The 24,011-nt window shown below is 68.3% G+C and carries 16 protein-coding genes and 1 tRNA gene; 11 read left to right on the forward strand and 6 right to left on the reverse strand.

The genetic code is table 11. The features are described 5' to 3' along the window. Positions 1-58 precede the first annotated feature (58 nt). The 3 genes from lspA to ACVCMB_RS00950 all read left to right on the forward strand — a co-directional run bounded on the left by lspA (position 59) and on the right by ACVCMB_RS00950 (position 1,856). Complete coding sequence (gene lspA / locus ACVCMB_RS00940; RefSeq protein WP_447105897.1) at positions 59-562, forward strand: signal peptidase II; 504 nt, start codon at positions 59-61, stop codon at positions 560-562. Positions 563-668: 106 nt separating this feature from the next. Further along, positions 669-1,631 carry a 4-hydroxy-3-methylbut-2-enyl diphosphate reductase gene (gene ispH, locus ACVCMB_RS00945; RefSeq protein WP_395117515.1) on the forward strand — a complete coding sequence of 321 codons (963 nt, stop codon included), beginning with the start codon at positions 669-671 and terminating at the stop codon, positions 1,629-1,631. Positions 1,632-1,780: 149 nt separating this feature from the next. Next, positions 1,781-1,856: transfer RNA gene (locus tag ACVCMB_RS00950), tRNA-Thr, on the forward strand. A 120-nt stretch (positions 1,857-1,976) separates the two neighbouring features. On the opposite strand, the gene pyrC is transcribed toward ACVCMB_RS00950, so the two are convergent. Next, the gene (gene pyrC / locus ACVCMB_RS00955; RefSeq protein ID WP_447105898.1) at positions 1,977-3,020 is read right to left on the reverse strand and encodes a dihydroorotase; all 1,044 of its coding nucleotides are present in this window, start codon (positions 3,018-3,020) and stop codon (positions 1,977-1,979) included. Between the two features lie 465 nt (positions 3,021-3,485). Between pyrC and pilV the strand changes: the two genes are divergently transcribed. The 6 genes from pilV to ACVCMB_RS00985 all read left to right on the forward strand — a co-directional run bounded on the left by pilV (position 3,486) and on the right by ACVCMB_RS00985 (position 11,593). After that, positions 3,486-4,016, forward strand: coding sequence for a type IV pilus modification protein PilV (pilV, locus tag ACVCMB_RS00960; RefSeq protein ID WP_395117519.1), 531 nt, complete (start codon positions 3,486-3,488; stop codon positions 4,014-4,016). After that, a complete protein-coding gene (locus tag ACVCMB_RS00965) occupies positions 4,013-5,398 on the forward strand; it encodes a PilW family protein (protein WP_447105899.1) in 1,386 nt (461 codons plus the stop codon). Before pilV ends, ACVCMB_RS00965 begins: the two co-directional genes overlap by 4 nt. A gap of 82 nt (positions 5,399-5,480) precedes the next feature. Then, positions 5,481-6,089, forward strand: a complete 609-nt coding sequence (locus ACVCMB_RS00970) for a pilus assembly PilX family protein (RefSeq protein ID WP_395117523.1) — start codon at positions 5,481-5,483, stop codon at positions 6,087-6,089. Between the two features lie 17 nt (positions 6,090-6,106). Further along, positions 6,107-10,570 carry a PilC/PilY family type IV pilus protein gene (locus ACVCMB_RS00975; protein ID WP_447105900.1) on the forward strand — a complete coding sequence of 1,488 codons (4,464 nt, stop codon included), beginning with the start codon at positions 6,107-6,109 and terminating at the stop codon, positions 10,568-10,570. Between the two features lie 22 nt (positions 10,571-10,592). Beyond that, a complete protein-coding gene (locus ACVCMB_RS00980; protein WP_447105901.1) occupies positions 10,593-11,006 on the forward strand; it encodes a type IV pilin protein in 414 nt (137 codons plus the stop codon). A gap of 5 nt (positions 11,007-11,011) precedes the next feature. After that, positions 11,012-11,593: a GspH/FimT family pseudopilin gene (locus tag ACVCMB_RS00985; RefSeq protein ID WP_447105902.1), complete on the forward strand. Its 582-nt coding sequence runs from the start codon at positions 11,012-11,014 to the stop codon at positions 11,591-11,593. 342 nt (positions 11,594-11,935) lie between these two features. Here the strand turns inward: ACVCMB_RS00985 and ACVCMB_RS00990 are convergent, their stop codons facing one another. The 5 genes from ACVCMB_RS00990 to recC all read right to left on the reverse strand — a co-directional run bounded on the left by ACVCMB_RS00990 (position 11,936) and on the right by recC (position 21,889). Next, positions 11,936-12,226, reverse strand: coding sequence for a HigA family addiction module antitoxin (locus ACVCMB_RS00990; RefSeq protein WP_447105903.1), 291 nt, complete (start codon positions 12,224-12,226; stop codon positions 11,936-11,938). A gap of 8 nt (positions 12,227-12,234) precedes the next feature. Beyond that, on the reverse strand, positions 12,235-12,513 hold the full coding sequence (locus ACVCMB_RS00995) for a type II toxin-antitoxin system RelE/ParE family toxin (protein WP_447105904.1): 279 nt from the start codon (positions 12,511-12,513) through the stop codon (positions 12,235-12,237). Positions 12,514-12,730: 217 nt separating this feature from the next. Then, positions 12,731-14,704 (reverse strand): exodeoxyribonuclease V subunit alpha, encoded by a 1,974-nt coding sequence (recD, locus tag ACVCMB_RS01000; RefSeq protein WP_447105905.1) that lies wholly within the window; start codon positions 14,702-14,704, stop codon positions 12,731-12,733. After that, on the reverse strand, positions 14,694-18,350 hold the full coding sequence (gene recB / locus ACVCMB_RS01005) for an exodeoxyribonuclease V subunit beta (RefSeq protein WP_447105906.1): 3,657 nt from the start codon (positions 18,348-18,350) through the stop codon (positions 14,694-14,696). Before recB ends, recD begins: the two co-directional genes overlap by 11 nt. Further along, positions 18,347-21,889: an exodeoxyribonuclease V subunit gamma gene (recC, locus tag ACVCMB_RS01010; RefSeq protein WP_447105907.1), complete on the reverse strand. Its 3,543-nt coding sequence runs from the start codon at positions 21,887-21,889 to the stop codon at positions 18,347-18,349. Before recC ends, recB begins: the two co-directional genes overlap by 4 nt. 174 nt (positions 21,890-22,063) lie before the next feature. Between recC and ACVCMB_RS01015 the strand changes: the two genes are divergently transcribed. Both ACVCMB_RS01015 and ACVCMB_RS01020 read left to right on the forward strand, forming a co-directional pair. Further along, on the forward strand, positions 22,064-22,486 hold the full coding sequence (locus tag ACVCMB_RS01015) for a YciI family protein (RefSeq protein WP_395117538.1): 423 nt from the start codon (positions 22,064-22,066) through the stop codon (positions 22,484-22,486). An 87-nt stretch (positions 22,487-22,573) separates the two neighbouring features. Continuing rightward, the gene (locus ACVCMB_RS01020) at positions 22,574-23,833 is read left to right on the forward strand and encodes an RNA polymerase sigma factor (RefSeq protein ID WP_395117539.1); all 1,260 of its coding nucleotides are present in this window, start codon (positions 22,574-22,576) and stop codon (positions 23,831-23,833) included. Positions 23,834-24,011 lie beyond the last annotated feature (178 nt).

A 24,011-nucleotide genomic window follows, 5' to 3' on the forward strand; every position in this document is an offset into this window, starting at 1 on the left:
CCGCCCGCCGGCTCTTCCCGCGCCGAACGCCGAAACTTCTCATTGCCGAGCCTGTTCCATGAATCCCAAACCCAACGCACTCCCCTGGCTGTGGCTGTCCGTCACCGTCATCGCGCTCGACCAGTTGAGCAAGTGGTGGGCGATCCGCGCCCTGCAGCCGATGGGCCTGCCGCATGAAGTGATCCCGGGCTTCCTGAACTGGACGCTGGCGTTCAACACCGGTGCCGCGTTCAGCTTCCTTGCCGATGGCGCGGGCTGGCAGCGCTGGTTCTTCGTGGTGTTGGCGGTGGCGATCAGCGCGGTGCTGGTGGCCTGGCTGGGGCGCACGCCGCGGCGCGACTGGCGCACCGCCTTGCCGCTGGCCTTCATCGTCGGCGGCGCGATCGGCAACCTGATTGATCGCCTGCACGCGGCCCAGGTCACCGATTTCATCCAGGTGTACTTCCGCCAGTGGAGCTATCCGGTGTTCAACCTGGCCGATTGCGCCATCACGGTGGGCGCGGTGATGCTGGTGGTGTTCGGCCTGTTCGCCGGCAAGCCCGCGGACGGCGTGCGACAATAAGCCCCTTGGTGGGAGCCCGCTTGCGGGCGATGCCTTTTCCCGCGACGCCAGGAACAAAAGCATCGCCCGCAAGCGGGCTCCTACGGGACTCTGAATCGAGGTCGTCTTGGACATCCTGCTCGCCAACCCCCGCGGCTTCTGTGCCGGCGTGGATCGCGCCATCGCCATCGTCGAACGCGCACTGGAATCCTACGGCGCGCCGATCTACGTGCGGCACGAAGTGGTGCACAACCGTTACGTGGTCGACAAGCTGCGCGCCGACGGTGCGGTGTTCGTGGAGGAGCTGCACGAGGTGCCCGACGGCGCCACCGTGATCTTCAGCGCGCATGGCGTGTCGCAGGCGGTGCGCGAGGAGGCTGCACAGCGGCAGCTGAAGGTGTTCGACGCCACCTGTCCGCTGGTGACCAAGGTGCACATGGAGGTGGCGCGACTGGGCCGGATCGGCCGCAGCGTGGTGCTGATCGGCCATGCCGGCCACCCGGAGGTCGAGGGTACGATGGGGCAGTGGAACCCGGCCAACCCCGGGCAGATCCTGCTGGTGGAGTCGCTGGAGGATGTCGCCACGCTGGTGCCGAAATTCCCGCACGCGCTGTCCTACGTCACCCAGACCACACTGTCGGTGGACGACACCAAGGCGATCATCGAGGCCCTGCGCGCGAAATTCCCGAGCATCGAGGGGCCGCGCAAGGACGACATCTGCTACGCCACGCAGAACCGCCAGGACGCCGTGCGCAGGCTCGCCGACTCGGTGGACCTGATGCTGGTGGTCGGCTCGGTCAACAGCTCCAACTCCAACCGCCTGCGCGAGCTGGCCGCGAAACAGGGTGTGCCCTCCTACCTGATCGACGGCGCCGAACACATCGAGCGCCATTGGCTCGACGGCGTGCAGCGCATCGGCCTGACCGCCGGCGCCTCCGCGCCGGAAAAACTGGTACGCGACGTGATCGCCCGCCTGCAGTCGTGGGGTGCGGGTGCGGTGCGCGAACTGGACGGTGAGCCGGAGAGCATCACCTTCGCCCTGCCCAAGGAGCTGCGCGTGGTCGGCACCAGCGGCTCGGCCAGCTTCTGACGACCTTGTTACGGTGAGCTCGCAGGGCGGCACCGCCCGCCAGCTCCCGCATCGTCGCGAGAAGCGGCGGTACCGTTCGTCAACGCCGGCATCGCCGACCCTGCGCGGTTGCGCGGGGACGGCGGGCACCGTAAAATCCACGGCTCTTTGCCGGAATAGCTCAGTTGGTAGAGCGGCGCATTCGTAATGCGTAGGTCGTAGGTTCGATTCCTATTTCCGGCACCAGATACGGCACACGCAAGCGGCTCGATCTCCGGATCGGGCCGCTTGCTTTTGCGGCCGTGAAACCCGGTGCAGGCACGGCCGCGGATGTCCGTCCGTGGGGTGGCGCCGGGGCCTCGACGGTCAATTCTCCACCAGCGACCACGCCACCGTGCTCCCCGCGCGCATCGGCACGCAGGTGGCGTCGCCCAGAGCGAGCTCGGTCGGTACGGTCCAGGGCTTGCGTTCCAGCAGCAGGCGCTCCTGGTTGCGCGGGAGGCGATAGAAATCCGGGCCGTGGAAGCTGGCGAAGGCTTCCAGTCGGTCGAGTTTGCCGGCCTGGTCGAACGCTTCGGCGTACAGCTCGATCGCGGCGTGCGCGCTGTACACGCCGGCGCAGCCGCAGGCTGATTCCTTGGCGTGGCGCGGGTGCGGCGCGCTGTCGGTACCGAGGAAGAATCGTGGATCGCCGCTGGTCGCCGCCTTCACCAGGGCGGCGCGGTGGGTTTCGCGTTTCAGGATCGGCAGGCAATAGTGGTGCGGGTTGAGGCCGCCGGCGAACAGTGCGTTGCGGTTGAGCAGCAGGTGGTGCGCGGTGATCGTGGCCGCCAGGTTGGCCGGGGCGGCGGCGACGTACTCGGCCGCGTCGCGCGTGGTGATGTGTTCCAGCACCATGCGCAGGGCAGGGAAGCGTGCGCGCAGCGGCATCAGGTGGCGTTCGATGAACACGCGCTCGCGGTCGAAGATGTCGATCGCGGGGTCGGTCACCTCGCCATGCAGCAGCAGCGGCAGGTCGTGGCGCTCCATCGCCTCCAGCACGTGGGCGACGCGCTCCAGGTCGCGCACCCCGTCCTGTGAATTGGTGGTGGCTCCGGCGGGGTAGTACTTCACCGCGAACACCGTGCCGCTGGCCTTGGCCCGCTCGATCTCCTGCGCCGGCGTGGCCTCGGTGAGGTACAGCGTCATCAACGGCTGGAAGTTGGTGCCGGGCGCCAGGCTGGCGAGGATGCGGCGTCGGTAGTCCTCCGCCTGCGCCACCGTGGTCACCGGCGGCTTCAGGTTGGGCATCACGATGGCGCGGCCGAACCGGCGTGCCGTATCGTCGACCACCGAGGCCATCGCGGCGCCGTCGCGCAGATGCACGTGCCAGTCGTCGGGGCGGCAGATGTCGAGGCGGTCAGCGGTCATTGGCAGGAATCCGTGTCGCGGCGTGCGGGCGGAGTGGCGGGGCGGGTGTGGCGAAGAGGCATGCGGATTGTCCAGAAGATTTGCGGCAGTGAGTTGGACCACTGGCCATTATCGCCCGCCAGCGCATTGAAGCCTCCCCCTTTGGTCGCTGGCGAGAGAAGGCGAGGAAAGCCCCTCTCCCTGCGGGAGAGGGGTTGGGGTGAGGGTTCGGGGCCGAGGCGTGGCTGCAGGTTTCTCCCCGCACCCTCATCCGGCCCTTCGGGCCACCTTACTCACCCGCAAGGGGACTCCCTGCGGTCGCCGAGGGGAGAAGGGCTTTGAAGGCTTCCCCGCCGCGTGATCGGGTTCACCCTTTCCGACAACGACCGCACCGCTCATCGGCCAATTCCTACCGCCGGTCGGCTGGGGGCTGGCCGCGCCTCGCGCGATGGGTACATTGCACTCAGGGGTATCAGGGAGAATTCCATGCAAGTCCTGTCGCGTCAGCGAGGCATCTCGTTGATCGAGGTGATGATGGCCGTGCTGATCTTCAGCATCGGCCTGATCGGCCTGGCCAGCCTGATGGTGATGGCCACGCGCTCCAACCACGCCGCTTACGTGCGCACCCAGGTGGTATTCCTCGCCAACAGCATGGCGGCGCGGATGAGTGCCAACCCGATCGGCGTGTGGAACGGCAACTACAACAGCGGCAGTTATCCGGTCTCCTCCAGCTCGATCGGCTGCGGCTCCGGCTCGGCCTGCGATGCAGCGGAGCTGGCCACCCACGACCAGCGCCTGTGGAGCAGCCAGTTGAAGACCTTCCTGCCCGGCCCGTCGGCCAGCATCGACTGCGGCGGCGTGGGTACCGCCGGCTACGACCCCACCTCGCAGCTGGCCATGCAGCCGCCTTATGGCGGCAGCTGCAAGATGAAAATCACCTGGAACGAGCAGGGCACCGGTGACCAAACCAAGCGTGCCAGCGAGCCACAGTCCTTCTCGTGGGAGTTCCAGCCATGAGCGCGTTCCGCATGCTGCCTCGCCATTCGCGCGGCTTCACCTTGATCGAACTTATGGTGGCGATGGTGCTGGGCCTGCTGGTGGCCGCTGGCATCGTCACCGTGTTCGCCTCCACCTCGAGCAGCAACAAGGCGCAGAACCAGCTGGCGCAGTTGCAGGAGGCGGGGCGCTTCGCAGTGACCCGCATGGGCACCGACCTGCGGATGGTCAACGGACAGTACTGCACCAACACCGGCGGCGTGGCCAAGATCGGCACGGGCGGCAATGCGCTCGATCACATCCGCGCGCCCAAGGTCTACGCCAAGAACCTGATCGGCGCCGCTGGCGCGGTCAGTGGCGCGTTCGGCGACGTCACCACCGCCTGGGGCGCCGGTTCGTATCCGGCTGCACCCGCGGCGCCGTACACGATGCCGTCGTTCCTGTTCATGCGTGGCTACGAGTGCACGCTCACCGCCTGCACGCCGGTCGATCCGAACACCACCATCAGCACCATCCCGGCGATGGGTACCGCGATCAACAATCGGGTCAAGGGCGCCGACGTGCTCACCGTGCGTTACGTCAACCCTGCCGCCGGCTGGGCCATCGTCCCGGCGGGCGTCACCGGCAGCACCTTGGCCACCAGCAGCAGCGCGGCCACCATCACCTCGATCACGCTGGTCCAGCGTACCGGCGAACCGCCGGTGAGCAATGCCGCCAACGGCGACCTGTTCATGCTGGCGGACTGCTCCAACGCGCAGATCTTCCCGGCCACCGCCAGCAGCGTCGGCGTGATCACCCCCTTGGCCAACACCACCGATGGCTTCGGCACCGGCGCGGCCAACCTGCCGACCGCGCAGGAGCCGGAGTCGGCGCCCAAGGTGTTCGACGTCAACCGCGATTTCCAGACCGTCACGTATTACCTCAAGCTGGTCAGCGTCAACAATGACGGCAACGCACCGTTCACCGGTGCACTGATTCGAAGGGTCAACGGCGGTACGGCCGGCCGCGGCGGCTCGGAGGATGAGCTGGTGCGAGGCGTCGAGCGGCTGGATTTCCGCTACGGCGTGCAGGACAACACCGGCAAGACCAGCTTCCTCACTGCCGCCCAGGTCGACGCCGCCCCCGCGGCAAGTTGCCCACCGGCCGAGTTGAATGCGATCACCGCCACCGGTTGCCTGTGGCGCAGCATCAAGAGCATCGAGGTCAGCCTGCTGATGGACGGCCAGACGCCGCTGTACACGCTCACCGGCAACCAGCTGAATTACCGCTACAGCGCCGACGCCAACACCGGCCTGCTGCCACCGTCCGGTCATGCCATCAAACCCAGCGACCAGGGCTTCCCCGACCAGTTGCTGCGGCGCGAGTTCAGCGTGCTGGTGCCCGTGCGCAACTACAACCCGTGATGAAAGCGGCGGCGCCCACCGGTGCCGCCGCATGATGTTTTCCTGGAGCCAAGTCATGGCGATGCCGAACAAACCACGATCAATGCGAACCGGCCCGCACGCCCAGCGTGGCGCGGTGCTGGTGGTGGCGCTGATCTTCCTGATCCTGCTGACCATCCTGGCGATCAGCGCCTCCGGCCGCTCGCTGTTGCAGGAGCGCATGGCCGGCGGCCTGCACAACGCGCAGCAGGCGGACATGAGCGCGCTCACCGCGCTGCGCGGGGCCGAGTGGAAGCTGTGGACCAGCACCACCAACGTCACTGCCCATCTCAATTGCGGCACCGGCATCTTCACCGACTGCTACGTCTACGACCCGGCCAACCCGATCGCCAACGTGGTCGACTTCCGCACCAAGCAGGGCTGGGTCACGGCAGGCTCCACCGAGTACAAGGGCTACGGCGGTTCGGTCGACTACACCGGCGCCACGACGGGCGATCTCGCGCAGAACCCGCGCTACATCATCGAGGACCTGGGCGTGGAGCTGCCGCCGGGGGTCAGCGGCGGCCTGCATGAATCCGGGGCCACCGGCAGTTCCGGCACCGGCACCGCCAGTTCCAGTCGGCACATCTATCGCATCACCGCGCGCGCCACGGGCGGCAGCGCCAACACCGTGCGCGTGATGGAAAGCACCTTCGCGGCCAAGAGCAACTGAGTCGGAGTATTCAAGCCATGTCTAGTCGTCGGTTTCTTCCCGGACGCATGTCGTCGGCGCTGATGGGCGCCGTGCTCACCGCCGTGGGTGGCCTTTCCGCACCGGCCCCGGTGCCCGCGACGCTGTCGGTGATGGCGCTGGTCGCCGCCGGCAGCAGCTTCGTTTCCGCGCCCGCTTCCGCGGCCACGGCGGCGACGAGCGGCATCGTGGAGCTCAGCCCCACGCCGCCCAACGTGACCCAGGCGGTGCCGCCGAACATCGTGGTGACGTTCGATGATTCGGGGTCGATGGCCAGCAACTACATGGGCGACAACCGGCCGTTCGATGGTGGTAGCTGGAGCGGGCCGTGGCGCTGCGCCGGCGTGATCGATCCGCGCACCACGTCCAGCAGCGACGTCCGTTCCAAGGCCATGAACGGCGTGTACTACAACCCGAACGTCGTGTATTCGCCGCCAGTGAAGGCAAACGGATCGTTGTTCCCGAATGCGGACAAGACGTTGGCTGCGGTGTGGCTGGACGGCGTTGGCGTCAACCGACCGTATTCGCCGGTGACGGCCGACACCTACTCCAGCTACCGCAACAACCCCAATGGCACGACCGATCCCACCGGCCTGACGGATCTCACCGGTGTTCTCACCTACAAGACCACTGTCACCTACTACGCCATGTTCGGAACTACCTGCGCGGCGAACGCGGACACGGGTAGCTGCCAGACGAACACCTCTGACACTTCCAGTGGCGGCACCCACCGTTTCTGGACGGACAACGTCGCCAACACCAGCGGCAGCGGTATCGCCACCGTGTATTCGGGCACCAATCTGAAGACTCGGGACAGCAGCGGTTCCGGATACACCCGGAGGGACGGCGACAAGACCAGCGCCACCGCGAATTACGTTACCTGGAAAGTCTCGACCACCGACACCTCGACGGTGACCAGCGACAATCGCTGGAAGTGCGGTTATGGCAGCTCGCCGATGGACGGCAGCAGCGCTGACTCCGATGGCAACACCTATCCGAACGGCGGCCCGTACTACTACCGCTACAAGTCCACGGCGCCCACCATCACGGTCGATACTTTCGGCAACCCGGACAGCGCCGGCCGCGCCAATCTCTACACCAGCGCCAACTGGGAGGCTGTGGCCGTCCCCAACACGACCGTCACCATCAATGGCCAGTCGGTCAACCAGTGGCAGAACTTCGCCAACTGGTATGCGTACTACCGCACGCGCAACCTGATGGCGAAAACCGCGTTGTCGCGCGTGTTCGGCTCGCTCGGTGCAACCACGGTCACCGGCGGCTTCGGCAACAGCATTCGCGCCGCGTGGCAGAACATCAACGATGGCACGTTCAAGCTGCCTAGCAGCGCGATCATCACCAGCTTGATCGATGCGTCCGGATGCGATGCGAGTTCGACGATAACCTCCAGTCCTTCGGCCATCCAGCAATCCGGCGCGATCAAGACTCCGCCCGATTGCTACCGCAGCGCATTCTTCAACTGGATGTTCCAGACCGACGCCAGCGGCGGTACGCCCAACCGCGCTTCGACCATTCGCGCCGGCAAGTTCTTCCAGCGTGGCAATGGCAATACCGGCGGCACCGGCAACCTCCAGGATCCGTACTGGGATCCGCCCAAGGTCAGCGGAGCCGACGGCCTGGAGCTGGTGTGCCGGCAGAACTACCACATGCTGGTGACTGACGGTTACTGGAACGAGGGCGATCCAACTCTGCCCACCCCGTTCCAGACGTCGCAGTCGGCCGTCTCGGGCAATTTGCCTGACGGCACCGCCTATCCCGCCAATACCGCCGAGTCCCGCGTGTATTGGGACGTGCAGGGCAGCGTCTACACCTCATCGCTGGCCAATATAGCGTTCAACTACTGGGCGACCAATTTGCGCCCCGACCTTTACAAGCCATCCCAGGGCAAGATCGTGCCGCCGTACATGCCCGACACCACGACGGGCGTGGTCACCGGCGCCACCTCGCCGGCCCTGGAGAAGTATTTCAACCCGAAGAACGACCCCGCCAACTGGCCGCACCTGGTGCAGTACATGGTGACCCTGGGCGTACCCGGCAACCTGACCCATTCGACCGACGCCGACTGCACGGATGCCAACAACGATCTATGCCGTTTGCGGCGCGGGCAGACCAACTCCAGCGGAAGTACGGGTTGGCCGCGGCCGATCAACAACGATCCTGCAGCGATCGACGACACCTGGCACGCCGCCATCAACAGCCGCGGTGACTACTTCAATGCAGCCAACCCGCAGAACCTGGTCGACCAGCTGACCAACATCCTCACCAACATCAGCGCGCGCAACGTGCCAGCGACCACCAGTGCGCTGAACACCAGCGTGCTGGTGCAGGGCGCGATCGGCTTCACCTCGGGCTACAGTTCGGGCGACTGGACGGGTGTATTCCAGGCCATCACGGCGAACGTCGACGGCACCGTGGCGGGCCTGCAGTGGGATGCGGGCGTGATCCTCACTGACGCGACGAAAACGCCGCCGGCCAACCGGCAGATCCTCAGCGCCAAGGAGAAGGCGGATGGGTCGTTCGATGGCGGCACCGCTTTTCGCACCTTCACCGGCCTGGACAACCTGACCGCCAGCACGGGCAGCAGCTATCTGAGCGCGCAGGCCCTGCTCAGCGGCCTGCCGGCCAGCACCGGCAGCACGGACACGGGCCAGGCCCGGCTGGATTACCTGCGCGGTTCGAGGGCGCTGGAGAGCACTGTCTACCGCACGCGCAGCAGCCTGCTCGGCGCCATCATCAACTCGCAGGCCCTGTACGTGGGGGCGCCGTCGAGCGGCTACCACAGCGGCTGGCCGGCAGGCTCGCCCGAGGCCACCGCGATGGCCAACGACAACACCACCTGCGTCGTGACGGCGCCCACCCTGACCACCTGCCACAGCTACGAGGCATTCGCGAAGATCTACCAGGACCGCACGCCGGCGGTTTACGTGGGTGCCAACGACGGCATGCTGCACGCGTTCAACGCCAAGATGGTGCTGAACACGGCGACCCCGCCGGTGGCAGTGCCCGACACCGACGCGGGCAAGGAGATGTTCGCCTACGTGCCGCGCACGGTGTATCCGAACCTGGGCAATCTCACGGCCAGAACCAATTTCAAGTTTGCGCCGACCGTCGATGCCACTCCGGTGACGCGTGACGTGTTCTTTGGCGCCGATACCTCCACCCCGGCCGTGACCACCAAGGGCTGGCATACGTTGCTGGTGGGCGGCTTGCGCCTGGGCGGCCGCGGCGTCTATGCGCTGGACATCACCAATCCCGGCGACGTCACCGAGGCGAATGCCAGCCAGAAGGTGCTGTGGGAGTTCAACGCCGATACGCCGGCGGTGAGCGGCGTGGGCGATCCGGCCGACCTGGGCTACACCTTCGGCCAGCCCAACATCGGCCGCCTGGCCAATGGCAAATGGGTGGTGCTGGTGCCGGGTGGCTATTTCCCCGACTGCAGCAAATCCGATCGTCCCGCGAACTGCGTGACGCTGGCGGCAGCCTCCAAGGGCTACAGCGCGCTGTTCGTGCTGGATGCGCAGACCGGCGCGATGATCCGCGAACTGAAGACGCTGACCACGATCAGCGGTGTCACCAGCGGTGGGTTGTCGTCGGTAGTGCTGGGCGACTACAACAACGACCAGATCGACGACGTGGCGTTTGCCGGCGACCTCAACGGCAACCTGTGGCGCTTCGACCTGACCGATCCCAACCCGGCCAACTGGCAGGCGCATGTGACGCTGGCGTTCAAGCCCGCCGTGCAGGGCGACCAGCCGATCACGGTGATGCCGCGGCTGTTCCCCGATCCGGCCACCAACCGCTTCATCGTGGTGTTCGGCACCGGCAAGTACCTGGGTGCGGACGACAACACCAGCAACAGCGCCAAGACCCAGTCGATCTACGGCATCCGCGACAAGCTCGACACCAGCGGCAACCCGATCACGGCGGTCAAGGCCGACCTGCAGCAGCAGACGCTGTACGAGGCGCAGTCCGCCAATGGGCTCAACACGCTGCGCGGCCTGACCGACAATCCGCTGACCCTGGCGCAGAACGGGTGGTACATCGACCTGGATCTGTCCAGCGCCCCGGGCGAGCGCATGGTGGTCACCGCCGGTGCGTTGTTCAACACCAACCGTGCCATCATCACCACCCTGATCCCGGGCAGCCAGGACCCCTGCAGCGCCACGATCGGCGGCGCCCTGATGGTGCTCAACGCGGCCACCGGTGGCGCGGGTGGCGGCCTGTCCAGCCCGTCCGGTCCGACCGGTGGCTGGAACACAGGGGTAAGTACCGTGGGCGGCCTGGTCAACAATCCGCCTACCGGTGGCTCGGTGCCGGTGGCGTCGGTGATCGGCGGCGGCAAGCTGCTGATCCCTGGCCTGGAGCTGCAGGGCGGCGGCAACCTCAATATCGATGACGCGATCTGGCGTCGACGCTCATGGCGGGAGTTGAACAATGACCTGTGACGGCAAGCCAAGGGGAATGGCGATGGGGCGCATGCGCGGCTTCACCCTGCTCGAACTGATGATCGTGGTGGTGATCATCGCGGTGCTCGCCGCGGTGGCGATCCCGACCTACGGGCGCTACGCGTTCCGCGCGCATCGGGCGGACGGGCAGGAGCTGCTGCTGCGCGTGGCCACGGCGCAGGAGCGCTACTACTCCACGGCCAATGCCTATGGCGGCCTCACGGACATCGGCTTCGACAATCCGGCGATCTCCGAGAAGGGCTTTTACTCGGTGACGGTGGTAGCCAGCTCCTCGTCGCAAGCCTTCGTGGCCACCGCCACGCCGGTCGGCGGGCAGGCCAACGACGTGTGCGGGCCGCTGACGATCGACAACGCGGGCGTGAAGAGGCCCGACCCGGCGTCGGCCTCCTCCAACAGCAACGGCAGCTGCTGGTGATCGCCATGAATGTCATGCCCAACCGCGCGCGCGGCTTCAGCCTGCTGGAGCTGATGATCACGATTACCGTGATGGCGATCCTGCTGGCGATCGCCGTGCCCAGTTTCCGTGACGTGATCCATCGCAACCAGGTCAGCTCGGCCAGCAACGCCTTGCTGGCCAGCGTGAACTACGCGCGCAGCGAAGCGATCACCCGCGGCCAACTGGTGTCGATGTGCCCGGGCGACAAGACCTCGGGCTGCACCTCGGGCGGCACGGTGTACGACCAGGGCTGGATCGTCTACACCTACCCGGCCGGCGCGGCCTCGGCCAACAAGGCCTACGCAGCAGCCAGCTCGATCCTGCTGCGCGCCACCGATCCGCAGACCAACGTGTCGATCCAGGCCAAGAGCGGCACCATCGTCACCTTTGGCCAGCAGGGCCAGCTCAAGCCGAGCACGCCGCTGGTGTTCGCCACCTGCTACCGCAGCGGCAGCAGCGGTACCGGCACCATCACCGCCAAGGTACCCGGCGTCCAGCTCGATGTGAACGGCTCGGGCAGCGTCACCACGAAATCGCTGACGACCGGGAGTTGCACGCCGAGCTGAGCCGGCCCAGGCATTGAACATGGCGCCGTCGCGGATTCCGCGGCGGCGCTTTTTTTTGACACGAGTGTCATCGAAGTCCCTGCGGCCGAGGCTCATCTCCAACAGTCCTGCGGTTCACGCTCAAGGCGATTGGCAGCGAGCGGTGTCGAGTTGCGAGGCGGCGAGGCGCTCACGTAGATCGCCTGGCGCGCGAGATGGCGGTGTAAACCAATTCGCGCGTGAGGATGCGGTTGTCTTCGTCGGGCGGCAATTCAGGCGGATGGGAACGCCCTCGATTCTGCATTTTGCGCGGGAAAACGCTCCTTCTCCGGGCCGTGTTCGGTCCCTGCGCCCTCCCGGGCTTTATGCCACGGCTTGCAGGCGCTGCACGGTCGGCTGCTTCCTTTGCTCGGCCAGCGACAGCTCGTAGTTGGCCTGCAGCGTCATCCAGAACCGGGCGGTACTCACGCCGGCGCGCTCCAGCCTGATCGCCAGATCCGGGCTGATCCCGGCACGGCCGTTGATGACGCGCGACAACGTGGTGCGGGACATCCCGAGCCGGTGTGCGGCATCAGTGACTTCGATGCCGAGCGGCAGCAGCACGTCTTCGCGCAGAAGCTCTCCGGGGTGCGGGTGATTCTTCATCTTGGCCATGACCTCTTTCAGTGGTAGTCCTGATAGTCGACCAGCTCCACGTCGGTGCCGACAAACCGGAACGTGACACGCCAGTTGCCATTGACCCACACGGACCAGTGGCCTTTCAGTGCCCCTTTGAGTGGATGGAGTTTGTAACCAGGCTGGTTCAGTTCAGCCTGTGACGTGGCTGCGTCGAGCGCCGCCAGAATGCGACCGAGCTTGGGAACGTGCGCAGCCTGCACTCCACGAGCAGAACCTGTCCGGTACAGGGTTTCAAGTCCCTTGTGGCGGAGGCCGATTATCATGGCTCAAGTGTAGCGTGTGGCGATACACGCTGCAATGAAGGTCACATTCTTTACGGCGAACGGATGGCAGCATGCTCCGCCCTCCAGGTGCGTTTCCTGCCTTCGCGGGAATGACGGTGGGGAAAGATTGATGGTCGGGGCGACAACGGGATGACGAAGGGGCGGCAAGGAGGCTGCAAAGGGGGAGTGGCGGCAGGGAAGGGCCGCCGTGTGGCGGTCAGCCGGCGAGGTGCGCGGGGTCGTCGCGATCGCCGCCATCCTGCGCCAACCGCTCGGCCAAGCCGGAGTGGCGGCGGGTACGGCGCGCCACCGCGTCAGCGATGATCGCTTCGCTGCCGAGCAGGCTGAACCAGCGGCGGGCGCGAGTGATGCCGGTGTAGAGCAGTTCGCGGGTCAGCACCGGGTTCATGGTTGCAGGCAGCACCAGGGCGGCATGCTCGAACTCGGAGCCTTGCGATTTGTGCACGGTGAGCGCGTAGGCCGTTTCCACTTCGGGCAGGCGCGAGGGAGCGACCAGGCGCAGGCGCGTGCCGCCGCCTGCTGCCGCGGCGAGGAAGGCCACCGCCAGCCGGCTGCCGCCGCCGGCGACAGGCAGCCGCAGGCACAGCCCGATGTCGCCGTTCATCAGGCCCAGCGCGTAGTCGTTGCGGGTGACCATCACCGGGCGACCTTCGTACCAGCCGCTGCTGGCGTCGATCAATCCCTGCGCGTGCAGCGCTTCGGCGACGAGCTGGTTGAGCTTGTCCACACCATGCGGGCCGTGGCGCAGCGCGCACAGCAACTGAAATCGATTGAACGCCTGCAGGGCGCTGGTGGCCCAGTCCGCGTGGGCGTCGTCACCGGCGTCGGTGGCCGGGCGGCAGGAGTGCAAGGTATCGAGGTAGTGGCGGTAGCCGCAGGCGCCGCCGGGCGCCGCGGTGCCATGGATGACGAGCGCTTGCAGCGTGCCGACGTCGGCAGCGGGCAGCCAGGCGAGGTCGTCGCAAGGTGCGCCCAGCAGCGCCAATGTGGCGGCCGCATCACCCATGTTCACGTCCTGTGCCAGCCGGCCGATGCCGCTGGCGGCGCTGAAGCGATGGCTCACGCGCAGCATGGCGATGTGTTGATCCAGCGGCTGTGCATCGGCCTGCACGAAGTCGCCGATGTCGTCGCCGCTGGTGGCCGCGATCCACCGTGCGGTGGTGGCATCGTAATGACCACCGTCGGCACGCCGGCACAGGTCGCCCAGTACCGCGCCGGCCTCCACCGAGGCGAGCTGGTCCTTGTCGCCCAGCAGGATCAGCCGCGCCGACGCGGGCAGCGCGTCGAGCACGGCGGCCATCATGTCCAGGTCGATCATCGACGCCTCGTCGATCACGAGTACGTCCAGCGGCAGCGGGTTGGTGCGGTCGTGGCGGAAGCGCCGGGTATCGGGGCGGGCGCCCAGCAGGCGATGCAAGGTGGCCACCTCGGCGGGCACGGTGGCGCGCACGGCGTCGTCCACATCCAGTCGGGCGAGCTGAGCGCTGATCGATGCATTGAGCCGCGCCGCCGCCTTGCCGGTGGGTGCGGCGAGGCGGATGCGCAGCGCCGGCGCCTGTGCGCGCCATTGCAGGGTCTGCAGCAGCCCGAGCAGGCGCACCACGGTGGTGGTCTTGCCGGTACCGGGGCCACCGGTGATCACGCCGAAGCCGCTGCGCGCGGCCAGCGCACAGGCGATGCGCGGCCAGTCGAGTGTGTCGCCGGCAGCGGTCGGGAACAGTCGCGCCAGTTCCTCGGCCAGGTACGGCGAGGGCGGTTCCGCGCGCGCCACGCGGTCCAGGATGCCCTTCGCCACCTGGCGCTCGTGGTTCCAGTAACGGCGCAGGTAGAGTCGCCCGCCGTCGAGGACCAGCGGCGCACTGGCCGGTTCGCCACCGTCGCCGGCGGCGAGCAGCGAAGACGCGGGCGGGTCGTCGCGCAGCGTGTCGGCCAGTGCACGCCAGTCATCGGGCCAGTCCTGTTCGTCGGCCAGCGCGTCGAGTCCGGCGAGGTCGAGGCAGAGATGACCGTCGGCCAGTTGCCGGCTGAGCACCGCGGCCAGCCAGGCGAGTGCGGGTGCGATGTTCGGTTCCCGTTCGATCAGGAAGCGCGCGAAGGCCACGTCCAGCGGGCGCAGGCGCTGCTGTTGCAATGCGTGGTCAAGCAACGAGGAGAGCATGTCATGCCGCATGGGCGGTGCCCCCCGAGGCGAAGAGCTGGTCGAGGGCGTCGACCAGGGCGAACGGCAGCCGTTCGCGATGCACGCCGCGACCGCTGCCATCCACCCCGCGCAGGTAGAGGTAGAGCACGCCGCCCATGTGGGTGTCGTAGTCGTAGTCGGGCAGGCGGGCCCTGAGCTGGCGATGCAGCGCCAGTGTGTAGATGGCGTACTGCAGTTCGTAACGGCTCTGCAGCACCGAGGTGCGCATGGCCTGATCGGTGTACGCGGCGGCGTCCTTGCCGAGATAGTTGGATTTGTAGTCGGCCACGTACCAGCGGCCCTCGTGCTCGAACACCAGGTCGATGAAGCCCTTGAGCATGCCGTTGACGAGGTTGGGCGCCAGTGCGGGACGTGGTGCGCCATCCAGCGTGTGCGCGGTGACGAGGCGATCCAGCGCCTGCGCCTGCACGAGATTGGCCTCGAACCAGAACTCCAGTTCGGCTCGGTAATGCAGCGGATCGGCAAGCGCGGTCAGCGCCATGTGGGTGCCGCCAGGCAGCGGCAATGGCGTGCGCAGCAGCGCGGGCAGCCAGGCGGTGAGCGGTTCGATCCAGCGCTTCCAGCCGCGTGCCTGGCAGCGGCGGGCGAGGGTGTCGCGCAGCAGCGGCGACGGTGCGGCGGCGCGTGCGAAACCTTCCTCGGCGCAGTGCTCCAGCAGCTCGTGCAGGAACGTGCCGGGCGCGGCGCCACGCTCGAAGCCGTGAATGCCCGGCGCGGATGCGGAGGTTTCGGTGTCGGCTTCCGTCTGCACGGCTTCGGCCAGCGTGGCCTGGCTCGCGGTTTCCGGTGCGGCGTGCGGTGCGGTTTCGTCGTGCCGGGCCAGTGCGCTGTAGCTGGCGATCCACCACGGCGTGTGCGCGGGCAGCGTGCACTGGCGCGCGGGGCGTGGCTGGCTGGTGTTGTCCTCGGGCTGGTAGCGCCGGGTTCCCGCGGCTTCGGGAAGGGTGACGAGCTGGATGGCGGACTGGCCCCGGGTCAGCGTTTGCAGCGTGGGCATCAGCTCGCCGGCCTCGATGATGTTGCCGCCGGCCAGCACGTAGCCGAAGGCGGATTTGTGCAGGCCGGAATCCTTCTTTGCGCCGTCCTTGATGCAGCCGACGCCCAGCCAGCACAGATAGCGGCCGCGGGTGAATGCGACGTAGAGCAGGCGCAGGTCTTCCTGCAGGCGCGCGATCTCGGCGGCTTGCCAGGCGTCATTGCCGGGGCGCAGGTCGAAGTGCGCCACGGCGTGTTCGTCGTGCCAGAGCAGCGGTTTCTTGCCGTCGGTTTCCCTGTAACCGCAGACAAAGGGCAGCAGCACCACCGGGTACTCCAGGCCCTTGGATTTGTGGATGGTCACCACCTTGATCAGGGCGGCTTCGCTTTCCAGTCGCACGATCTGTTCTTCGGGTGCCTCGCCACCGGCGGGGTTGGCAATCTGCGCGGCGAGGTGGCGGATCAGCGCGTGTTCGCCGTCCAACCCGGTAGCGGCTTGTTGCAGCAGCTCGGCCAGGTGCAGCAGGTTGGTGAGCGCCCGCTCGCCGCCGTCGCGTGCGAGCAGGCGCGCGGGCACGCCGAAGCGGTGCAGCAGTTCGTGCAGCATGGCCAGCACGCCATGGCGTCGCCACAACGCATGCAGCTGGCGGAAGTGCTCGCCGCAGGCTTCCCAATGGGCCTCGTCGGTGTTCAGGCGATCCAGCTCGGCCAGGCTCTGGCCCATCATCGGCGTGGCCAGCGCGGTGCGCATGGCGCGGTCGTTGCCGGGGTTGGCACAGGCGGCGAGCCAGGTTTGCAGCTCCTTGGCCTCGCCGCTGGCGTAGACCGATTGCTTGTCCGAGAGGTACACGTGGGCGAGGCCGCGCGCGTGCAGCGCCGCGCGCATCGCGGCGGCATCGTTCCTGTCGCGCACCAGAATGGCGATGTCGCCGGGTCGCAACGGCGTGAGCCGGCCCTCCTCGCCGACGAAGCCGCAGCGGCCTTGCCGCGCGGCGGTGAGCCATTCCACCAGCTGCGCGGCGGCGTGGGCGGCAAGTGTCTCGCGATAGTCGCCGGCGCCGATGGTGATGGCGGACGTCTGGACGGCCATTTGCATGGCCGGCAGGTCGGCGCCGTCGAGTTGAAGCCGATCCTTGCGGCCCCTGGCGTTCACCGCGACGAAGGGAAGCTTTGCGCCGAAGCCGAAGGCGCCCGTGACGCGCCCGCTCGTGGCGTGCTGGTCGGCGAACTCGAAAATGTGGTTGACCGCCTTCACCAGCGCATCGGTGGAGCGGTAGTTGGTGTCCAGCGTCCAGTGCGGGCTGGCGGCCTTGTCGCGCGCGGCGAGGTAGGTGTGGATGTCGGCGCCGCGAAAGCCGTAGATCGCCTGCTTGGGGTCGCCGATCAGCAGCAGCGCCTTGCCTTCGGCGCCGTGGAAGACGCGCTGCAAGATGCGCCACTGCAGCGGGTCGGTGTCCTGGAACTCGTCCACCAGCGCCACCGGGTATTGCGTGGCGATCAGGCGCGCGAGGGTATCGCCGGTAGCTCCGCGCAGGGCGGCATCCAGGCGCTTGAGCATGTCGTCGTAGCCGAGCAAGGCCTGCTTGCGGCGGGCCTGGTCCGTACGCTGCGCCACCCAGGGCGCCGCATGGGCGAGCAGCAGCGGCGGCAGCGACGCGGCCTGCCGGCGCGCGGCCAGCAGATGCTCGACCGCCGCAAAGGCGTCATGCGTGGGCGGCTGCTTGCCGGCCATCGTGCGCTCGGCGAAATAGGCCGGCGTGAAGCGCTCCAGCGTGGCGTCGTCGAGCGCGTTGCCCTGTGCCCAATCGAACATGCTGGCGAGATGGCCGGGCAAACCGCGGGCTTGCAGTCGGCGGCCGTCGAACACTTTGGTTTGCGAGGCCGCGAGAAGCAGCGCTTCAATGGCATCGGCGTGCTGCAGCCACAGGCTTCGCGCCTGCATCTCGGCGGTGTGCAGGGCCTTGGCCTGCGCGGTCAGCAGGTCGCCGGGATCGCGCAAGGCAGTCAGCGGCTGGCCGTCCAATTGCAGACGCTCGACGTGGGGCAGCAGCGGCTTCAGCGCGGCCTGCAGCGCGTCGGGCGTATCCCACGACTGCGCGTACAGCGCGGCAGCTTCGATGCCCAGCGTCAGCACATGGCCGCGCCAGTAGTCGCGCACGGCTTCGGCGAGCAGGTCCGCCTCGTCGGCCACGGCATCTGCGCTGGCGGTCTCGCCACTGGCGAAAGCGTGCTGGGTGAGCATGCGCTGGCACCAGCCGTGAATGGTGAACACGGCGGCCTCGTCCATCCACTGCGCGGCGAGTTCCAGCTGGCGCGCGGCGCGGGCGCGCGGTTCGGCGCCGGGGTATCCGGCGATCAGCTCGCGCAGGAAATCATCCGGCGCGGCCTGGTCGCGGAAGGCGGCGGCAGCTTCGGCCAGGCGCGTGCGGATGCGCTCGCGCAGCTCGGCGGTGGCGGCCTTGGTGAATGTCATCACCAGGATCTGCGCGGGCAGTAGCGGCGCGCCCCCGCCGTGGCCAAGCACCAGGCGCAGGTACAGCGCGGCGATGGTCCAGGTCTTGCCGGTGCCGGCGCTGGCTTCGATCAGCTGGGTGCCGGTCAGCGGCAGGCGCAACGGGTTCAGGGCTTGCGCGGCGCTCATGCGGATTCTTCCATGACACGTGCGCCGTCCAGCAGGGGGCGGTACAGGTGCAGCCAGCGTTCGAAGCCGGCGTCGTGCAGGGTGGCGAAGTCGGGCCAGCGGCGGGCGAGGGCGGGTTCCTCGTCGACCTCGCCGTGGCCGTGCGGGCCATCGCTGTGGTCGTAGACCCTGCTGGCATGGACGAAGGGATCTTTCTGCTTGTCGGGGCCGGCCCCCTGGTTCGCGGCCTCGACCTGCAGCCAGGCGAAGGCGCTCTTGCGCACGATCGGCAGTGGCGTGGTCATGCCGGTGGCAAAGGCGGCGAGCAGGTCGTCGAGGTGGTGCTTTGCGGTGGCGACGTCCAGCGGCAGCAACTGCACCAGCGCGTCCGGTGCCACGATGCAGGTGGTGGCGGGCAGGGCGTTGGCGTTCGCCAGCAGGTGCGCGACCCAGTGGGCGAGCAGTTTGTCGTGGCGCAGCGCCTTCTTGTCCACGAGCTTGCTGGCCGTGGCGATGAGGCGGGTGAGATTGCCGTGCTCGTCCTTGCGCAGGTCGTCCAGGCTGTCTTCCACGATCAGGCCGTGCGCGGTGGCGCGCAGCAGGCAGGTGTCGCCGGTGCGCGGGTAGTGCGCGTCCAGTGCCTGCCAGCGCGTGGCGACGCGCTCGACGGCGGCTTCCATCGGCTCCAGCGTCAGCGCGCCGAAGCTGCCCGGCGGCAGCGCACCTTGCTCGTGCAGGCGTTGCATGGCTGGCGCCACCGCGTCGTGGCCGTCATGGATGGCGGTGCGCAGCAGGGCGTCGGTGAACTGGTGGTTCTCCAGATGATCCAGCGCGAAGGGCTCGTTGTCCGTGTCGACCTCATCGTCGCCGGCAAAGTGCACCCCGAGGCGTTCGGCATAGAACACCTTGGCGGGCGACTTGAGGAAGCGCTGCAGCAGGGCGAGGTTCAACGGCGTTTCCCGCTGCCAGGGCTGGAGCGGGGCGTCGCCGCCGGCCGGTGCGACCTGGCGTGCGCGAAGCCATTCGCCGGCATAGGTGAACAGTCGCGCATCGCTGGCGGTATCGAAATAGCTGGGACTGAAGGCTTGCAGCGGGTACTCGGTGGTGAGGGACAAAAGGGGGTCGGAGTCACTTTTCGTGGCGGCCGACGCTGGCGAGCGGTCATCGGAAAAGTCACTCTGCCCCTCTATTTCCCACCCCGCGGCGAGGTAGTCGCGCAATTGCCCCACCAGCACCGACGGCGGCAGCTCGCTGTTGTCGCGAGCGCTCTTGCCCACCCAGCTCACGTACAGTGCGTCGCGGGCGGCGAGCAGGGCTTCGAGGAAAAGGTAGCGATCGTCTTCGCGGCGGGAGCGGTCACCGGGGCGTGACTGGCCGGGCGTGGCCATCAGGTCGAAATCCGGCGCGTTGGTGCGGCGCGGGTAGGCATCGTCGTTCATGCCGAGCAGGCACACCACGCGGAAGGGAATGGCGCGCATCGGCATCAGGGTGGCAAAGCTCACCGCGCCGCCGAGGAAGCGTTGCGAAAGATGGCTTTCGTCCACCGCGCCCAGCCAGTATTCACGCACGACGGCGAGTGGCAGGGCGTGGCCGAAGCCCGCCTCAAGGCAGGTTTGCTCCCATGTTTCCAGCGCATCGGCCAGACGTTGCAGCAGGATGGCGTCGCCGTCGTCGCGGCCGGCATCGAAGAACGCCGTGAGCAGGCCGCGCAGGCGATCGCCCCACGCCGCGGGCGTGGCCGGGGTGGCGAGCAGGCGGCCGTAGTGGTCGAGCTGTTCCAGCAGTTGCGCCAGCGGGCCGACCAGGGCGGCGTCCAGGCCGGCCACTTCGCCGTAGGGGGCAATGCCGTCCAGTGATTCGCCATCGCCCACCGCGTAGCCCAGCAGCATGCGGCGCAGACCGAAGCGCCAGCTGTTCTGTTCCTCCGGCGGCAGGCCCAGGTTTTGCTTTTGCGCGCCGTCCAGGCCCCAGCGGATGCCGGTGCCTTCGATCCAGCGGCGCAACACGGGCAGGCCGGCCTCATCCAGCTGAAAACGGCAGCGCAGTGCGGGCGTGTCCAGCAGGTCGAAAATGTCGCCCGCGGCGTAGCGTGATTCGGGCAGGCGCAGCAGTTGTTCCAGCGCCACCAGCAGGGGCGCGGTGCCGCGCGCGGGGCGGTCGGCGATGCTGCAGGGCATGTGGCGCGGGTCGTTCGGCGGCAGGCGGCCGAACACGGCCTGGATGTGCGGTGCGTAGGCGGCGATGTCGGGCACCATCACCATCACGTCGCGGGGCGCCAGCGGCTTGCCATCGCGCACGGCCTGCTCGAACCGGGCGAGCAGGTTGTCGTGCAGGATCTCCACTTCGCGCTGCGGGTTGTGCGCAACGTGGAAGCGCAGCGAGTCGTCGCCGGCGCTCAGCTGCCGGCGTTGCGCGGGGTCGGCGGGCAGCGGCTCCAGGTCGAGGATCGCCTGCTGCACCTGGTGCAGCAGGGTGCCCGTGCCCGGATCGTCGAACAGGTCGATGTCGCGGCCCAGTGCGGCGAAGCGTGCGCGGTACGCGGCCGGCGCATCGAAGCTGTCCAGCAGGCGGATGTAGTCACGGCCCTGCTTGCCCCAGGCGGCCAGCAGCGGGTTGGCGTGCTGGTGCAGGTCTTCGAAGCGCGGTTCGGGCGGCAGGCCGGGCTTGCCGGCGTGGCGGCGCTGCGCCGCCTTGAGCAGCTCGCGATCCTCGATGATGTCGGCCCAGTAGTGGCGACACGGGTTGGCCACCACCAGCAGCACCTGGCTGAAACGGGCCAGCGCGGTGAGCGCCTCCAGCGTCTGCTGCGGCAGGGAGGAGATGCCGAACACCACGATGCGCCGCGGCAGCGCCGCCGGCCGTTCGGCTGCGGTGGCGAGGCGCTCGACGAAGCTGCGATGCACGGCGGCGCGATGCTGCCGGCGTTCGGCGGGACCGACGTCGTCCAGCAGCAGGCGCCACAATCGCGGTTGCCAGCGCTGGCTGGCCTCGATGGATGTGCGCCGGCCACGCAGGTCGTCGCGCAGCACGTCGTCGCCGTGTTCCCAGTCGTCCAGCCAGTCCGCGCGATAGACCTGGTACTGGTCGAACAGGTCGGCGACCTGCGCGGCGAGCTGGTACTGGCGCAAGCCGTCGGCTTCGGCGTGTCCGGCCAGCAGGTAATCGCGCAACGGGCCGAAGTCGGGGTCGTCCACGTGCTGCGGAATCAGCCGCAGCAGCCGCCAGGTCAGCCGCGACTTGTCGAACGGCGAGGTGGTGGCCACCGCCTCGCGGCCCAGCACCGCGCGATAGGCGGTCCACAGGAACCGCCCGGGCAACTGCATGTCGATCGCCGCGCTGATGCCCAGCCCGCCATCCGCCGGTGCGCGGGCCAGCGCCAGCTTCAGCCACTGCGCGATGCCGTTGCTCTGCACCAGCATCAGCTCGTCTTCCAGCGGCCGCAGCGGCGTGCGTGCCAGCCAGGTGGCGAGCAGATCGCGCAGGTCTTCCAGGCGGTTGCCGTGCAGCACCATCAGGCCCGCTTCGATCGAACTCCCGGCAGAGATCGTGGCGGTGCTCACCGGGGGCGTGGCTCGTGTGCGCTCATGCGGCGATTGTCTCCAAGTGGAGCGGCATTGTCGCCCGTCCGGGTCTCGACGCCTGCGACGGGTGGGCCGTGTCGATCCGCAGCGCGCTGGTTCGTCGGTGAAGTGAAGCCGGCGCACGGTGATCCGGCCCCACGGGAGATACTTGCGATGCGATGCATGGTGATAGTCAAGGCCACCGCCGAATCGGAAGCCGGCGTGATGCCGAGCCAGGAGTTGCTGGCTGCGATGGGCAAGTTCAACGAGGAGCTGGTCAAGGCCGGCGTGATGCTTGCCGGCGAAGGGTTGGCGCCCAGCGCGCGCGGTGCGCGGGTGACGTTCTCGGGCAGGCAGCGCCATGTCGTCGACGGGCCGTTCGCCGAGACCAAGGAGCTGGTCGCCGGCTTCTGGCTGTGGCAGGTGAAATCGCTCGACGAGGCGATCGCCTGGGTGCGGCGTTGCCCCAATCCGATGGAGGGCGAGTCGGTGATCGAGATCCGCCCGGTGTTCGAGGCGGAGGATTTCGGCGAGGCGTTCACGCCCGAGCTGCGCGAGCAGGAAGCCCGCCTGCGCGCGCAACTGGGCCGCGAGTAGGGCGGGCACCGCCCGCCAGCGCGACGGGCGGCAGCCCCCACCAACGGCGCTTGCGCCCGCCGCGGACCGGTGCTGTGATCGGCGGTCATGAGCATGACCGACACCCATCGCACCATCGACGCGGTCTGGCGCATCGAATCGGCCCGGCTGATCGCCGGCCTCGCGCGGATGCTGCGCGATGTCGGGCTGGCCGAGGAACTGGCGCAGGACGCGCTGGTGACGGCGCTGGAACAGTGGCCGCAAACCGGCGTGCCGGACAACCCCGGCGCCTGGCTGATGACCACCGCCAAGCGCCGTGCCATCGATCGCCTGCGCCGGCACAAGCTGGTCGAACGCAAGCACGAGCAACTTGTGCACGAATGGGATCGCGAGCACGAATCCGCCGAGGCCGTCGCCGAACGCACGCTGGACGACCCGTTCGGCGACGATCTGCTGCGGCTGATCTTCACCGCCTGCCACCCGCTGCTCTCGATGGAGGCACGGGTGGCGCTGACCCTGCGCCTGCTCGGCGGGCTGGGCACGGACGAGATCGCGCGCGCCTTCCTGGTGCCGGAGGCAACGATTGCCCAGCGCATCGTGCGGGCCAAGCGCAGCCTGGCCAAGTCGGACGTGGCCTACGAGGTGCCGCGCGGCGACGAGCTGGCTGAGCGGCTGGCCGCCGTGCTCGGGGTGATCTACCTGATCTTCAACGAGGGCTATGCGGCCACCACCGGCGACGACTGGATGCGCCCGGGCCTGTGCGAGGACGCGCTGCGCCTGGGCCGCGTGCTGGCCGGGTTGATGCCGCGCGAGCCGGAGGTGCATGGGCTGGTGGCGTTGATGGAGATCCAGGCCTCGCGCGCCCGCGCGCGCACCGATGCGCGCGGCGAGCCGATCCTGCTGCTCGACCAGGACCGCGCGCTGTGGGATCGCCTGCTGATCGGCCGTGGGCTCGCCGCGCTGGAACAGGCGCGCCGGTTGGGCGGCGAGCTGGGCCCGTACGCCCTGCAGGCGGCGGTGGCGGCCTGCCACGCGCGCGCCGCCACGGCCGCGGAAACCGACTGGTCGCGGATCGCCGCGCTGTACGCCGTGCTGGCCCGGGTCGCGCCCTCGCCGGTGGTGGAGCTCAACCGCGCGGTGGCGGTGGGCATGGCCAGCGGTGCGGCCGAGGGCCTGGCCCTGGTCGATGCGCTGGGCGACGAGCCGAGCCTGCGCCATTACCACCTGCTGCCCGCCGTGCGCGGCGATCTGCTGGCGCGGCTGGGGCGCGGCGAGGAGGCGAGCCGGGAGTTCGAGCGCGCCGCCACGCTGACCCGCAACCGTCGCGAGCAGGCCATGATGCGCGAGCGGGCGCGTGCCTGCCGGTAGCGGCGCTGGTCGGCCCGTTCTGACTCAAACGGCATGGATTTCCCCAGCCGCTGTCTGGCGGCATGGCGCGGGAATGCAGGCGGTGCCTGCAGGCAAGGGGTTTTCGTTGTGCGGTTGCGGTGGCGTGGAACTTGCTTCTACTGCGCCGTGAACCGGTTTCCGGCGGGCTCTCGGTGGG

The sequence above is a fragment of the Rhodanobacter sp. UC4443_H10 genome (assembly GCF_052978325.1).

What these genes read in the sequence shown, in the direction of transcription:
- ACVCMB_RS00990 (WP_447105903.1), bottom strand. Translation starts at nt 12,226, where the DNA reads ATGGCCAAGATGAAGAATCACCCGCACCCCGGAGAGCTTCTGCGCGAA.
- ACVCMB_RS01020 (WP_395117539.1), top strand. Translation starts at nt 22,574, where the DNA reads ATGAGCATGACCGACACCCATCGCACCATCGACGCGGTCTGGCGCATC.
- ACVCMB_RS00985 (WP_447105902.1), top strand. Translation starts at nt 11,012, where the DNA reads ATGAATGTCATGCCCAACCGCGCGCGCGGCTTCAGCCTGCTGGAGCTG.
- ACVCMB_RS01015 (WP_395117538.1), top strand. Translation starts at nt 22,064, where the DNA reads ATGCGATGCATGGTGATAGTCAAGGCCACCGCCGAATCGGAAGCCGGC.
- ACVCMB_RS00965 (WP_447105899.1), top strand. Translation starts at nt 4,013, where the DNA reads ATGAGCGCGTTCCGCATGCTGCCTCGCCATTCGCGCGGCTTCACCTTG.
- pilV (WP_395117519.1), top strand. Translation starts at nt 3,486, where the DNA reads ATGCAAGTCCTGTCGCGTCAGCGAGGCATCTCGTTGATCGAGGTGATG.
- ACVCMB_RS00980 (WP_447105901.1), top strand. Translation starts at nt 10,593, where the DNA reads ATGGGGCGCATGCGCGGCTTCACCCTGCTCGAACTGATGATCGTGGTG.
- ACVCMB_RS00975 (WP_447105900.1), top strand. Translation starts at nt 6,107, where the DNA reads ATGTCTAGTCGTCGGTTTCTTCCCGGACGCATGTCGTCGGCGCTGATG.
- recB (WP_447105906.1), bottom strand. Translation starts at nt 18,350, where the DNA reads ATGAGCGCCGCGCAAGCCCTGAACCCGTTGCGCCTGCCGCTGACCGGC.
- ACVCMB_RS00995 (WP_447105904.1), bottom strand. Translation starts at nt 12,513, where the DNA reads ATGATAATCGGCCTCCGCCACAAGGGACTTGAAACCCTGTACCGGACA.
- pyrC (WP_447105898.1), bottom strand. Translation starts at nt 3,020, where the DNA reads ATGACCGCTGACCGCCTCGACATCTGCCGCCCCGACGACTGGCACGTG.
- lspA (WP_447105897.1), top strand. Translation starts at nt 59, where the DNA reads ATGAATCCCAAACCCAACGCACTCCCCTGGCTGTGGCTGTCCGTCACC.
- recD (WP_447105905.1), bottom strand. Translation starts at nt 14,704, where the DNA reads ATGCGGCATGACATGCTCTCCTCGTTGCTTGACCACGCATTGCAACAG.
- ACVCMB_RS00970 (WP_395117523.1), top strand. Translation starts at nt 5,481, where the DNA reads ATGCGAACCGGCCCGCACGCCCAGCGTGGCGCGGTGCTGGTGGTGGCG.